General features: G+C 64.2%; 12 protein-coding genes. 5 read left to right on the forward strand and 7 right to left on the reverse strand.

Going from position 1 to position 12,844, the window contains the following annotated elements:
• Positions 1-68 precede the first annotated feature (68 nt).
• Entirely contained in the window at positions 69-1,541 is a 1,473-nt protein-coding gene (locus tag K3F49_RS30715) for an amidase (RefSeq protein WP_234684635.1), read from the forward strand.
• Positions 1,542-1,671: 130 nt separating this feature from the next.
• Here K3F49_RS30715 and K3F49_RS30720 read toward each other — a convergent pair whose 3' ends face one another.
• Together K3F49_RS30720 and K3F49_RS30725 are read right to left on the reverse strand one after the other, a co-directional pair.
• Complete coding sequence (locus K3F49_RS30720; RefSeq protein WP_234684636.1) at positions 1,672-2,760, reverse strand: Zn-dependent alcohol dehydrogenase; 1,089 nt, start codon at positions 2,758-2,760, stop codon at positions 1,672-1,674.
• 44 nt (positions 2,761-2,804) lie between these two features.
• The gene (locus K3F49_RS30725; RefSeq protein ID WP_234684637.1) at positions 2,805-4,589 is read right to left on the reverse strand and encodes an acyl-CoA dehydrogenase family protein; all 1,785 of its coding nucleotides are present in this window, start codon (positions 4,587-4,589) and stop codon (positions 2,805-2,807) included.
• Positions 4,590-4,834: 245 nt separating this feature from the next.
• Here K3F49_RS30725 and K3F49_RS30730 point away from each other — a divergent pair, with 245 nt between their 5' ends.
• Positions 4,835-5,536, forward strand: coding sequence for an SDR family NAD(P)-dependent oxidoreductase (locus K3F49_RS30730; RefSeq protein WP_234684638.1), 702 nt, complete (start codon positions 4,835-4,837; stop codon positions 5,534-5,536).
• A gap of 117 nt (positions 5,537-5,653) precedes the next feature.
• Complete coding sequence (locus tag K3F49_RS30735; RefSeq protein WP_234684639.1) at positions 5,654-6,484, forward strand: enoyl-CoA hydratase; 831 nt, start codon at positions 5,654-5,656, stop codon at positions 6,482-6,484.
• A gap of 72 nt (positions 6,485-6,556) precedes the next feature.
• Here the strand turns inward: K3F49_RS30735 and K3F49_RS30740 are convergent, their stop codons facing one another.
• Both K3F49_RS30740 and K3F49_RS30745 read right to left on the reverse strand, forming a co-directional pair.
• Positions 6,557-7,180 carry a GNAT family N-acetyltransferase gene (locus K3F49_RS30740; protein WP_234684640.1) on the reverse strand — a complete coding sequence of 208 codons (624 nt, stop codon included), beginning with the start codon at positions 7,178-7,180 and terminating at the stop codon, positions 6,557-6,559.
• 70 nt (positions 7,181-7,250) lie between these two features.
• Positions 7,251-7,454, reverse strand: coding sequence for a DUF1127 domain-containing protein (locus K3F49_RS30745; protein WP_234684641.1), 204 nt, complete (start codon positions 7,452-7,454; stop codon positions 7,251-7,253).
• Positions 7,455-7,564: 110 nt separating this feature from the next.
• On the opposite strand from K3F49_RS30745, the gene K3F49_RS30750 reads away from it, so the two are divergent.
• A complete protein-coding gene (locus K3F49_RS30750) occupies positions 7,565-8,464 on the forward strand; it encodes a transcriptional regulator GcvA (protein ID WP_234684642.1) in 900 nt (299 codons plus the stop codon).
• Positions 8,465-8,607: 143 nt separating this feature from the next.
• On the forward strand, positions 8,608-9,939 hold the full coding sequence (gene tcuC / locus K3F49_RS30755; protein WP_234684643.1) for an MFS transporter: 1,332 nt from the start codon (positions 8,608-8,610) through the stop codon (positions 9,937-9,939).
• Between the two features lie 139 nt (positions 9,940-10,078).
• Here the strand turns inward: tcuC and K3F49_RS30760 are convergent, their stop codons facing one another.
• From K3F49_RS30760 to K3F49_RS30770, 3 genes are read right to left on the reverse strand one after another with little or no spacing between them, the layout of a single operon-like run.
• Positions 10,079-10,492, reverse strand: coding sequence for a Rieske (2Fe-2S) protein (locus tag K3F49_RS30760; RefSeq protein WP_234684644.1), 414 nt, complete (start codon positions 10,490-10,492; stop codon positions 10,079-10,081).
• Complete coding sequence (locus K3F49_RS30765; RefSeq protein WP_234684645.1) at positions 10,492-11,601, reverse strand: amidohydrolase family protein; 1,110 nt, start codon at positions 11,599-11,601, stop codon at positions 10,492-10,494. Before K3F49_RS30765 ends, K3F49_RS30760 begins: the two co-directional genes overlap by 1 nt.
• Positions 11,602-11,626: 25 nt before the next feature.
• Entirely contained in the window at positions 11,627-12,685 is a 1,059-nt protein-coding gene (locus K3F49_RS30770; protein WP_234684646.1) for an amidohydrolase family protein, read from the reverse strand.
• Positions 12,686-12,844: the final 159 nt, after the last annotated feature.

Here is a 12,844-nt window from a genome sequence, read left to right on the forward strand (position 1 = left end):
ATCAAACGGCGGTTGCGGCGTTCAGCCAAACTGCGCATCATCCCTCCAGTGAAGCGCAGGAGCATGTCGTGGCGAAATCGGAATGGAGTTACAAGAGCGCGGTCGAGCTGTCGGCCGCATTGGCGGCGAAGAAAGTCTCCGCCGTCGAGCTGACGCAGGATGCGATCGACCGCATCGAGCGTCACGACGGCAAGGTCAATGCGATCTGCGTCCGGGATTTCGGCCGCGCGCTCGACGCGGCGCGCGCAGCTGACGCGGCACTTGCCCGTGGCGAGCGCAAGCCGCTGCTCGGCCTGCCGATGACGGTGAAGGAATCCTACAACATCGCCGGTCTGCCGACGACCTGGGGTATTCCCGCGCAAAAGGACTTCATTGCCAGGGAAGACTCGCTGCCGGTCACGCGGGTGAAGGATGCCGGCACCGTTGTCATCGGCAAGACCAACGTGCCGCTCGGCCTCGGCGACTGGCAGAGCTACAACGATATCTACGGAACCACCAACAACCCCTACGATCTCGGCCGCACGCCGGGTGGCTCCTCCGGCGGCTCCTCGGCGGCGCTCGCTGCCGGTTACGGCCCGCTGTCGATCGGCTCTGACATCGGCGGCTCCTTGCGCGTACCGGCGTTCCATTGCGGCGTTTACGCGCACAAGCCGACCTTCAACCTCGTCGCCATGCGCGGCCATACGCCGCCGCCGCTGCCGCCATTGCCGTTCGAGCGCGATCTCTCGGTCATCGGCCCGATGGCGCGCAGCGCCGCCGACCTGTCGCTGGTGCTGGACGTGATGGCCGGTCCCGACCCGATCGATGCCGGCTTGGCCTATCGGCTCGAATTGCCGGCGGCACGGCACACCGCGTTCAAGGATTTTCGCGTGCTGGTGATCGACACCGATCCGGTGCTGCCGACCGACACTGCCGTCCGCGGCACCATCAACACGCTCGCCGACAACCTCGCCAAAGCAGGCGTCAAGATCGAACGCAGCAGTCCGCTGCTGCCGGATTTCGCGGCCTCCTCACGGCTCTATATGCGCATGCTGATGTCGTTCCTCGGTTCGACCTTTGCCCCCGACATCTATGCCGGCGCCAAGGCAGCGGCGGCAGCGCTTCCCGAGGGCGACAACAGCCTCGCCGCCGAGCGGCTGCGCGGCATCGCGCTCAGCCACCGCGACTGGCAGATGGCGAATGGCGGACGCACCCGGTTGCGCGCGCAATGGCGGGAGCTGTTCAAGAGCTTCGACGCGGTGATCTGCCCGGTGATGCCGACGGCAGCGTATCCTCACGACCATTCGCCTGATCAGGAAACGCGCCGGATCAGGATCGACGGCAAGGAGCACGTCTATCCAGACCAGCTCGCCTGGCCCGGCATTGCGACGCTCCCCGGCCTGCCCTCGACCGCGATCCCGACCGGCTTTGCGCCGGATGGACTGCCGGTCGGCGTCCAGATCGTCGGCCCGTGGCTGGAGGACCGCACGCCGCTGAAGCTCGCCGAGCTGATCGAGCGTGAGTTCGGCGGCTTCGTGCCGCCGAAGATGTTTGACGATTGACGCTCGCCCCGCGCGTCATTGCGAGCGCAGCGAAGCAATCCAGACTGTCACCGCGGAAAGATACTGGATTGCTTCGTCGCTTCGCTCCTCGCAATGACGGGGCGGGCGTCGACGTGACGGGACGACACAGTCAGCTGTCAAACATGATCACACTGCGCAGCGTCTTGCCGGCCTTCATATTGGCAAAACCCTCGTTGATCTCCGACAGCTTCAGCTTGGCCGAGATCCAGTCTTCCAGGTGCAGCCGGCCGCGCAGGTAGAAATCGACCAGGCGCGGCATGTCGACGCGAAAGTGGTTCGAGCCCATCGACGAGCCCTGGATCCTGCGCTCGCGCAGGAAGTCGAAACCGTGCAGCTCGATCTTCTGGCCGAACGGGATCATGCCGACGATGGTGGCGGTGCCGCCGGACGCGAGCATGCCGAAAGCCTGCTCGGCAGTTTCCTTGCGGCCAAGCACCTCGAAGGAATGATGCACGCCACCATTGGTGAGGTCACGCACCTGCTTCACGACGTCGCCGTCAGCGGGATTGATGATGTCGGTGGCGCCCAGCTTGGTCGCGAGCTTGAGCTTTGCCGGATTGGTGTCGATGGCGATGATACGGCCGGCACCAGCGATCTGCGCGCCGTTGATCGCGGCCATGCCGACGCCGCCGCAGCCGATCACGGCCACGGTCTCGCCGGCCGTCACCTTTGCCGTGTTCACCACCGCGCCATAGCCGGTGATGACGCCGCAGCCAATCAGCGCGGCGAGATCGAGCGGCATCTCCTTGCGGATTTTGACGATGGCATTTTCGTGCACCAGCATTTGCTCGGCGAAGGACGACAGGTTGAGGAACTGGTGCAGTTTCTCCGACCTATTCCACTGCATCCGGTTCGACGCGCCAGGGAGCATTTTTACCGTGGTGTCGGTGCAGAGCACGGTGCGGCCCGTGGTGCAATTGTCGCAGGTGCCGCAGAACACGGAGAGGCAGGTGACGACGTGGTCGCCGGGCTTCACATAGGTGACGTCGGAGCCGACCTGCTCGACGATGCCGGCGGACTCATGTCCGAGCACCGCGGGCAGCGGATGCGGGTAGAGGCCTTCCATGAAGTGCAGATCGGAGTGGCAGAGCCCGGCGACTGACGTGCGGATCAGGACTTCGCGCGGGCCGGGCTTCGGCAGGCTGACATCCTCGATGACCAGGGGCTTGTTGACTTCATAGAGGACAGCGGCCTTCATCGAGCACTCCCTATCGCGTTTTTTGTTTGATCGCGGAACGCAGCCTACGCTGCCAGAACCAGTTCGCCAACCTCGCTCATGGAGGCCACGCGGTCGCCGAGCAGCAGTGCTGCGATCTTCGCCTGCGTGGCATTTTCCGTCAGCCGGAACGGATCGCTTGGCGCGACGCGATGGTCGACCACCAGCCGCGACAGCAGCAGCCGGCGCGCATCGCCGCGCATCGCGTGGATGCGGTGCGCCTCCCAGGCGAGCGCGACGGCGCTGGCGACGTGATAGAGCACGCTCGTGGCGCGGCGCGCATCGGCCTCGTTCTCCGACTTGCCTGCGACCTCTCGCGCGAAGCCGACGGCGCGATCGACGAGGCCGCGCAAATTGTCGCGCCAGGCCTGCGGCACGGAGGCGCTGTCGTCGAGGCGGGCGTGCAGATCGGCGGCCAGCGCCGACTCGGCACCATGGCGGCCAACCGCACGGCGGAGCGCATCGATCGCGACGATGTTGCCGGTGCCCTCCCAGACCGAGCCGAGATGGGCATCACGCAGCAGGCGCGCCGTGGCAAATTCCTCGATGTAGCCAATGCCGCCGCGCATCTCGAGCGCATCACCGCAGACTTTTCGCGCGTCACGCGTGGCGCGGAATTTCAGGGTCGGCGTCAGGATGCGCAGCAGCGCCGCCGCATCCTGGCTGCCGGCTTCCGCACGATCGAGCGCGTCCGCGGTGAGAAAGCTCATCGACAGTGCCTGCTCGACCGGCAGCATGATTTTCAGCATCTGCCGTCGCCCGAGCGGCAGGTCGATGATGCGGTTGCCGAACACCACGCGGTTCTTCGCGACGGCAAGCGCGTCATGATAGGCGCGGCGCATCAGCGCCGTGGATTTCACACCATTGGAGAGCCGCGACGAATTCACCATCTCGGCCATCTGCACGAAGCCGCGGTCGAGCCTGCCGACGGCATAGGCGATCGCGCCTTCGAGCTTGATCTCGCCCGAGGCCATCGAGCGGGTGCCAAGCTTGTCCTTGAGGCGCACGATCCGGTAGTGGTTCTGCGAGCCATCGTCGAGAAAGCGCGGCATCAGGAACAGGCCGACGCCGCGCGTGCCGGGGCCGGCGCCCTGGGGGCGCGCCAGCAGCATCACGACTTTCGCATCGGCATTCGAGCAGAACCATTTCTCGCCGGTGAGGCGCCAATGGTCGCCCTCCTGCACGGCCGTCGTCGTGAGCGTGCCGACGTCGGAGCCGCCTTCCTTCTCGGTCATGAACTGGCCTCCTTGCGTCAGCTTGCTCATGTCGGTCGAGGTCAGGCCGTCCAGGTATTTTTCCTTCAATGCGTCGCTGCCAAAGTTCGCCAAGAGTTTTGCGCAGCCGTCGGTGACATTGATGGGGCAGCCCATGCCGAATTCGGTCTGGTTGAACAGGAAGGTAAAGGCGTGTTTAGCCACCACCGGATATTTATCCGGCCAGCCCATGATGCCCTTGCGGATCGAGAGCGCATGGATGCCGAACTCGCCGAAGGCAGCGTTCTCCAGCTCGCGATAGGCCGGGTGGTATTCGATCCACTGCACGTCGCGGCCGAACTTGTCGCGCTGGTGCAGCACCGGCGTATGCCGGTCGGCGAGCCGCGCGCAATCGTCGAGATGGCCGCCGGCGAGTTCGCCGAGCCGGTCGAGATGCGGCTCGATGTGGCGGAATAGTGATTCCGGCAGATGGATGCGCAAGAGATCCGTCAGCGCCTGATCGGCGCGATAAAAGTTCATGCCTGTGGTGTCTGGCGCCAGCAGGCCCGACTGCTCCGCCGCGACATTTTTCGGCTGCGCCGTGACCGGCTTGTGCATGATCGTCCTCTTCGTTTCCGCCGACGGCAATTCTTATCGCTTGCCGCTTGGGATGATGTCGATCATGCTCCCATCGTTTGAGGCGATAAAGCCGCAAATTGTCAGGGAGGCATGATCGCCGTGAAGGAGCAATTCGCTCTGCGGAATTGTGATCGGCTGGCCCTGGATTCTGGCTGGTTGTCCGCGCAGGCGATGCATAGATCAGCGGCGTCCCGTCCCCGAGAGATCACGCCAGAGACCACATCATGGAACATCCGAAATACAAGATCGCCCTCATCGTCGGCGCCGGCGAAGGCCTGAGCGCCTCGCTGGCGCGGCTGCTGTCCGCGCAAGGGATCCGTGTTGCCCTTGCCGCGCGAAAAATCGAGAAGCTCGGCGCGCTCTGCAGCCAGACCGGCGCCAAGGCCTATGCCTGCAACGCCACCGAGCCCGAGGAGGTCGAGCGCCTGTTCGGCCTGGTCGAGCGCGAGATCGGCATGCCCGACCTCGTCGTCTACAATGCCAGCGGCCGCGCACGCGGCCCGTTCGTCGAGCTGGTCCCGGCCGAGGTCGCGAATGCAATCGCGGTCAGCGCCTATGGCGGCTTCCTGGTCGCGCAGCAGGCCGCCAAGCGCATGGTGCCGAACAAGCATGGCGCGATCCTGTTTACCGGAGCTTCGGCAAGCGTGAAGGGCTACGCGCAATCCGCCCCGTTCGCGATGGGCAAGTTCGCGTTGCGCGGGCTGGCGCAGAGCATGGCGCGCGAATTGTCGACGCAAGGCATCCATGTCGCGCATTTCGTCATTGACGGCGGCATCCGCAGCGCGGCGCGGACGGAAGCACCCGACAAGCCGGATTCGATGCTCGATCCCGACGCGATCGCGGAGAGCTACTGGAACGTCTTGCAGCAGCCGCGCAGCGCCTGGAGCTGGGAGCTGGAGCTGCGGCCCTGGGTAGAGAAATTTTGAGGCGCGACTGACGTAGGGTGGGCAAAGGCGCGTAGCGCCGTGCCCACCATCAACAACGAGAACAACAAATGGTGGGCACGCTGCGCTTTGCCCACCCTATAGGAGTAGGGAGCGACGATGACCACCGAAACCACCATCGAGACCGGCACAGACGAACTCCTGTGCGTCATCCGCGACCGCGTCGCTGTCATCACGCTGAACCGGCCGGAGGCGCGCAACTCGTTGTCGGACACGCTGACGCCGGCGCTGCGCACGATGATCCGCACCTGCGGCGAGGACCCCAATGTCGGCGCACTCTTGATCACCGGTGCGGGCGAGGCGTTCTGCGCCGGCGGCAACGTCAAGGGCATGGGCGCGCATCGCGATCCCAAGAAGCTCGAAATGTCGCTGGAGGACCGTGTCGCCGATCTCCAGGAGCGGCAGCGGCTGCTCACGGGCGCACTGGTGTCGGTGCGCAAGCCGACCATCGCCGCCCTCCCCGGCCCCGCGGTTGGTGCCGGCCTTGCGCTGGCCATGGCCTGCGACATCCGCATCGCCGCCCAATCGGCCTTCGTCGCCACCGGCTATGCCCGCATCGCGCTCTCCGGCGATTATGGCATCGCCTGGCTGCTCACGCGCCTCGTCGGCACGGCGCGGGCGCGCGAGCTGCTGTTCACCGGCGATCGCGTCGATGCCGCACGTGCCGAAGCCATCGGCCTCGTCAACCGCGTAGTGCCCGATGACAAGCTGCAGACCGAAGCCTTCGCTCTGGCAAAGTCGCTCGCCGAAGGCCCACGCCTGGCGCTGCGCTACATGAAGGACAATCTCGACGAGGCCCTGCTGTTCGATTTCGAAACCGCCAGGGATCACGAGGCCGAGCGGCTGATCCGCCTCACCACCACCGCCGACCACAAGGAGGCCGTGCAGGCCTTCATCGAGAAGCGCAAGGCGGTGTTCACCGGGAAGTAATGCGCCGATCGAATGTAGCCCGAATAAAAAAAAGCCCGGCACTGGCTTGGCCAGGCCGGGCTTGGAGTGATGTCAGACCGAGGCTGAGGGGCTATCGGCCTGACGGGAAAGTGCTGCGAGCCGCCAGCTCGCGCAGGGAATGTCCTTCGGCGCGAGGTGGATCTCCTTGTCGAAACGCACCAGCTTCCAGTCGTCCGGATGATTGACGAAGGCGAAGCCAGATTTACGCGCGAGCGAGATCATGGTCTGGTTGGAGCGCAGCGTGTCGCCAAAGATGTGCTCCGCGCCAAGCGCAGCGGCGCGGCATTCGAGATTCCTGAGAAGCGCGGTCGCGATGCCGTGGCCCTGCCAGCGGTCGTCAACCGAGAGGCCGAACTCCAGCGTCGAGGTCTCGACATGAAAGGCGTAGCGCGCTTCGGCAACAATGGTCTCGAAGCCGTCGACCATCTTGGTCGCAACGACGGTGAAGCGCTCGCGCGCCCCGACGTCGAGGAACTCGTTCAGCAACCCCTTCGGCAGTTCGCTGAGCGCACCGAAGAAACGGTTGTAGCGGGAGCGGGTCGAGAGCGAACGGAAATAGTGCTGAAGCTCCTCGGTGTCGCGCGGCTCGACGAAGCGGACGTTGATCGGCTCGCCCTGCCGGGTGCGCAGCACGTCCGAATATTGCTTCAGGTCTTCCAGGCGGAGGGTGCTCATGACACGAGCCTCAAGACAAAGAGGGACCGCCGGCGCCCCTGTGATCAGGCGGCGCCGGCCTGGCGGCCAATCAGGCCCGCCAGAACGGTTTCTCAGCCTCAAATGCGATATCGCTCCAGGACAGGCCGACATCGTGGAGATCGCGGGCGGTCCAGTTGGTCAGTTCGCGACGGGTGCGATAGCGCTCGTGCCAGACATGGAGCGTTTCGCCGATCTGCGAGATCAAGCCCGGCGCATGATGATTTGTCATCGAATTCTGGGTTAAAGTAGACATTTTGAGCTCCTTGAGCTAACTTGACCGCTAATATCTGCTTCCAAGTGCACCGCGACAAACGACAATTTGTACCTCTTCGCATGAAATAAACTCATGCATCCTGCTGCCAAATGACTGCCAGATTGCCCTCCCTGAACGGATTGCGGGCGTTTGAGGCCGCCGCACGCCATCTCAGCTTCACGCTGGCGGCGAGCGAACTGAACGTGACGCAGACCGCGATCAGCCATCAGATCCGCCGGCTCGAGGAGGAGCTCGGTATCCGCCTGTTCATCCGGCAGAACCGCGCACTGGCGCTGACGCCGGAGGCGCGCGACTACCTCCCCGGGGTCCGCGCCGCCTTCAACGACCTCCGCCTTGCGACCGACCGGCTGCTGCGCAAGGACGACGACAAGGTGCTGACGGTCTCGACCCTGGCCTCGCTCGCCGCAAAGTGGCTGCTGCCGCGGCTGACCGATTTTCAGGAAGCGCATCCCGGCATCGACGTCCGCATCACCACCTCGACCAGTCTCGTCGACTTCCAGCGCGACGATGTCGATGCGGCGATCCGGTACGGCCGCGGCCAATGGCCAGGCCTGCGCGCCGACTGGCTGATGGCGGACGAGCTATTCCCGGTGTGCAGTCCCTCGCTGCTGCGCGGCGACAAGCCACTGCGCCAGCCAGAGGATCTCCGCGGCTATCCGCTGCTGCACACATCCAACGCCAACAGCGACGACTGGCGGCTGTGGCTGACGGCGGCGGGCCTGCCAGCCGACATTGCCAAGCAGCCCGGCATCACCTTCGACATGATCTTCATGACCATCCAGGCCGCGATCGACGGCATCGGCGTCGCGATGGGGCGGACCTCCTATGTCAGCGACGACATCGCCAAGGGCCGTCTCGTGGTTCCCTTCAAGATCGCGCTGCCTGCCGATGCCGGCTTCTATCTGGTCTCGCCGGACGGCCGCCGCGAAGCGCCGAAGCTTGCCGCGTTTCGCCAATGGATGATCGCTGCAACGCAGAATAAAGCCTGAAAAACCATCAGCTTCCAAAGCAAAATGGGTTGACTCGCGAGGCCCCGCGCGAGAGGGGTTAGACAGATTGTCGCAGCAACAATCTGCCGCCTTGCCGAGAAAATGAATTCCGGTCCGGCCACGTTTTCAGGGGAGTAAACGCCATGGCTGGACCAGCAGCATCAACCAATCCGCCCGCAATCAAGTCACGCATCGGTGCGATCCTGCGCGCCACCAGCGGCAATTTCCTCGAACAGTTCGACTTCTTCCTGTTCGGATTTTATGCCGCCGCGATCGGCAAGGCATTCTTCCCCTCGAGCAACGAGACCGCATCGCTGCTCAACACCTTTGGCGTGTTCTGGCTTGGCGCGCTGATGCGCCCGGTCGGCGCGATCGTGCTCGGCGCCTACATCGATCGCATCGGCCGTCGCCAGGGCCTGATCGTCACGCTCGCCATCATGGCCATCGGCACGGTCGTGATCGCATTCTGCCCGAGCTACGCCACGATCGGCATCGCGGCGCCTGTGATCGTCCTGATCGGTCGCCTGCTGCAGGGCTTTTCCGCCGGCGTCGAGCTCGGTGGCGTGTCGGTCTATCTCGCGGAAATCTCCACGCCCGGCAATCGCGGCTTCTACACCTCGTTCCAGTCGTCGAGCCAGCAGGTCGCGATCTTCGTGGCCTCGATCCTCGGCTACATCCTGTCCGAGGTGATGCCGGCCGACACGGTCGCGGCCTGGGGCTGGCGCATTCCCTTCTTCGTCGGCTGCCTGATCATTCCGTTGATCTTCTTCCTGCGGCGCACGCTGGAGGAAACGCCGGCCTTCCTCGCCATGAAGAAGCATCCGACCGCCAGCGAGGTGTTCGCCTCCGCACTCGCCAACTGGCGCATCGTGATCCTCGGCATGATGATCGCGGTCCTGACCACGACGACATTCTACTTCGTCACCGTCTACACGCCGACCTTCGGCAAGACCGTGCTGAAGCTGTCGACGCAGGATGCGTTGCTTGTGACCCTGCTCGTCGCCGTCACGAACTTCATCTGGAATCCGGTCGGCGGCGCGCTGTCCGATCGCATCGGCCGCAAGCCGGTGTTGATCGGGATCGCCTGCCTGGCGCTGGTCACCGCCTATCCGGCGCTGTCCTGGCTGGTGGCCGCGCCGACCTTCGGCAAGCTGCTCGCGGTCGAGATGATGTTCTCGTTCTATTTCGGCATGTACAGCGGCACCATGCTCGGCGCTCTCGTCGAGATCGTGCCGGCGCATGTCCGCACCACCTGCTTCTCGCTTGCGTTCGCGCTCGCCGCGGCCCTGTTCGGCACCTTCACACCGTTCGCCTCGACCCTGCTGATCGACTACACCGGCAACAAGGCCTCTCCCGGCTTCTGGCTGATGTTCGCCGCCGTGCTTGGTATCATCGCCGCGTCGATCGTCTATCGCGGTGGCCGCCAGGCGGTGACGACGTATGATACGGCGGCGGAGCCGGTGGCGGGGCACTAGCTCGGCGTCATTCCGGGGCGCGCATAGCGCGAGCCCGGAATCCATTTCTCCGAGCATTCCCGTCGCACGATGGATTCTCTGATGCGCAATTGCGCATCATAGTTCGATGCTTCGCATCGCCCCGGAATAACAGAGAGGGCTACAGCTCCACCACCACGTAGTCGCTCTCGACCTTCACGGGGATCGTCTCGGCGACATACGGCCCTTTCACCACGCTCGCGCCCGGCTCGACATGGGCCGCATACGCCTTCACGCGGAAGCGACGAGGGTCGCAGTAGGACTGGCCGGTGCGGATGTCGAACTCCCAGCCGTGCCAGGGGCAGCGAATGATCTCGCCGAGTTTTGTATACTCGATCTCGCCGGGGTCGCTGGACTGCGCGAGCCCGATCAGCGGACCCTCGCACAGCGCCGCGCCCTGATGCGGGCAGCGGTTCATCAGGCCGAAATACTCGCCCTTGATGTTGAAGACCGCGATCGGCCGTCCCTCGATCTCCAGAAATTTTCGCGTGCCGGGCGGCAATTCATCGACCGCGGCAATCACATGCCGCGCCATCAACTGATCCCGTAGAGCGTCTTCGCATTGCCCAGATAAAATGCGTCGCGGTTGGCCTCGCTGACACCCGCCGGCAGCACGCGCGACGGCTCGTCATAGTCCCAATGCGGATAGTCGGTTGCGAACAGCAGGCGGTCCCAGCCGATCCAGTTGATGACGTCGAACAAATCCTCGCGCCGCTCCGGATCCTCCATCGGCTGCGTGGTCCACCACACCTGCTCGCGGATATATTCCGACGGCGGCCGCTTGACATGCGGCACCTCGCTCCTGAGCCGCTGCCAGACCTTGTCGAGCCGCCATGCCAGCGACGGCGCCCAGCCGAAACCGGCCTCGATCATCACCATTTTCAGTTTCGGAAAGCGCTCGAACACGCCTTCCAGAACAAGGCTCGCCAGCGCCGATTGCTGGCACTGCGAGTGTCCCACCATCTCCTCGATATAATAGGACGGCCAGCCAGACGGCGTGATCGGGTTGCCGCCGAAGCCGAAGGCGTGAACGCCGACGGGAAGACCCGCCTCTTCCGCGGCCTGATAGATCGGCCAGTAGCGGCGCTGGCCGAGCGGCTCGACATTACGGCTGAGCAGCAGCACCTGGACAAAGTTCTTGTCGCCGGCGCGCTCGCGGATTTCGGCAGCGGCCGACAACCCATCCTCATTGCCGACGACGATCGAGGCCTTCAGACGCCTGTCCTTGCTGGTCCATTTGTCGATCTGCCAGTCGTTGATGGCCGAGCAGAGCGCGGCCGAAAGCTCGTGATTGCGGATGCCCTGCCCCGTGTTGAGCGGATTGAGCACGCCGAGTTGCACATTGTTGGGATCGAGCAGCTGCTTCTGCATGAAGGACAGCGAGGAGCCCTGCGGGCCGCCCTCCGGCGGATAGGCATCCCGGCGCGAGGCATTGGGCTGCGCCTTCGGATAGGGCGGGCCTTCCATCATGCCCTGATAGGCATGAACGCCGTAGATCTCGAGGTGATGCTGCCAGCGTTTGGCGAGATAGGGATACAGCTCGGTGCGGGTCGCGCGCGCCGGATGGATGTCGCAGTCCGCAATCGCGGTCTTGGTCGTCAAGGGAGAAGCGGCTTCAGAGTTCTCGCGGAACTGGATATTCATCGCCTTGCCTCCTTTGGCAGCGGGCTCACGTCAGTCGGGGATAGGTTGCATGCGGATTGTCGATCATGATCTTGCGCACGAGATCGGGGGACAGACCTTGAGGCAGCGCGTCCAGGCCGTCGAACTGCCAGTGCGGATAGTCCGTGGAGAATAGGACCAATTCGTCGGACTGCATATGATCAAACAGGCGAATTAATGTCGCTTCGTCCGGCGGCACATCAAAAGGCTGTAACGAGAAGCGGATGTTGCTGCGCACAATTTCCAGCGGCGCACGATCGACCCAGGGCGTCTCCATCCGCACCCCGCGCCAGAATTTGTGCAGGCGCCAAAGATAGGGCGAGATCCAGGAGACGCCGGATTCCAGCATCACCATTTTCAGCCGCGGATATTTGGCGAACACGCCCTCGACGATCAGGCTGGTGAGCTGGGTTTGGAAGGCCTGGGCCTGACCGACATAATCCTCGATGTGATAGGAACCCCACCCCACCGCGGTCGGTGGATTGTGATAGGCGGAACCGGCGTGGACGCCGACCGGAAGATCCAGCCGTTCCGCCGCCTCATAGATCGGCCACAGCGCGCGCTTGCCGAGCGGCGTGTCGCCCATGACAAGCATCATCACCTGGACGAAGCGCTTGTCCTGGGCGCAGCGCTCGATCTCGGCGACGGCCTTCTCGACGCTCTGCGTCGGGATCACGATCGAGCCGCGCAGCCGGGAATCGCGATCGAGCCATTCCTTCGCGAGCCATTGGTTCAGTGCGTGGCAGAACGCGGCCTGCAAATCTTCCGAAAACACCATCTGCACGCCGTAGAGCGGGTTGCAGATGGCATGCGAGAGCTGGAAGGGATCGAGCACATGGCGCTGCATGTCCTCCAGGCTTTCGCCCGGCTTGCCATTCTCGGGGCGCCAATCGGGCCGCGCCACGATCGGCGAGTTCTTCGGATAGGATTGCGAGACGAGATCGACCATACCGCGTGTCGTCACCTGATCGCGCCAATAGTCGTTCAGGTACGGCAGCAGGCTGGTCAAATGCGGCACAGCCGGATGCACGTCGCAATCCACCCCGCCGGCGATCAGGGACGCCATGACGTCTCTCTTCTCGGGTTTCCTCGTCGCGTCTTGTCGGTCGCGGGCGGCACCTGGCCGCTTCGCCTTGTCCGCCATTCAAGCAGGCCTGCCCTCCGCCCGCAACTCGGCCAAGGCTTCTGTCATATGCTAGGAAGGCTGAGCTCAGTTGCGAAGGAA

It is taken from the genome of Bradyrhizobium monzae, assembly GCF_021458635.1.
Taxonomy (GTDB): Bacteria; Pseudomonadota; Alphaproteobacteria; order Rhizobiales; family Xanthobacteraceae; genus Bradyrhizobium.

What these genes read in the sequence shown, in the direction of transcription:
- K3F49_RS30720 (WP_234684636.1), bottom strand. Translation starts at nt 2,760, where the DNA reads ATGAAGGCCGCTGTCCTCTATGAAGTCAACAAGCCCCTGGTCATCGAG.
- K3F49_RS30725 (WP_234684637.1), bottom strand. Translation starts at nt 4,589, where the DNA reads ATGCACAAGCCGGTCACGGCGCAGCCGAAAAATGTCGCGGCGGAGCAG.
- K3F49_RS30730 (WP_234684638.1), top strand. Translation starts at nt 4,835, where the DNA reads ATGGAACATCCGAAATACAAGATCGCCCTCATCGTCGGCGCCGGCGAA.
- K3F49_RS30735 (WP_234684639.1), top strand. Translation starts at nt 5,654, where the DNA reads ATGACCACCGAAACCACCATCGAGACCGGCACAGACGAACTCCTGTGC.
- K3F49_RS30740 (WP_234684640.1), bottom strand. Translation starts at nt 7,180, where the DNA reads ATGAGCACCCTCCGCCTGGAAGACCTGAAGCAATATTCGGACGTGCTG.
- K3F49_RS30745 (WP_234684641.1), bottom strand. Translation starts at nt 7,454, where the DNA reads ATGTCTACTTTAACCCAGAATTCGATGACAAATCATCATGCGCCGGGC.
- K3F49_RS30750 (WP_234684642.1), top strand. Translation starts at nt 7,565, where the DNA reads ATGACTGCCAGATTGCCCTCCCTGAACGGATTGCGGGCGTTTGAGGCC.
- tcuC (WP_234684643.1), top strand. Translation starts at nt 8,608, where the DNA reads ATGGCTGGACCAGCAGCATCAACCAATCCGCCCGCAATCAAGTCACGC.
- K3F49_RS30760 (WP_234684644.1), bottom strand. Translation starts at nt 10,492, where the DNA reads ATGGCGCGGCATGTGATTGCCGCGGTCGATGAATTGCCGCCCGGCACG.
- K3F49_RS30765 (WP_234684645.1), bottom strand. Translation starts at nt 11,601, where the DNA reads ATGAATATCCAGTTCCGCGAGAACTCTGAAGCCGCTTCTCCCTTGACG.
- K3F49_RS30770 (WP_234684646.1), bottom strand. Translation starts at nt 12,685, where the DNA reads ATGGCGTCCCTGATCGCCGGCGGGGTGGATTGCGACGTGCATCCGGCT.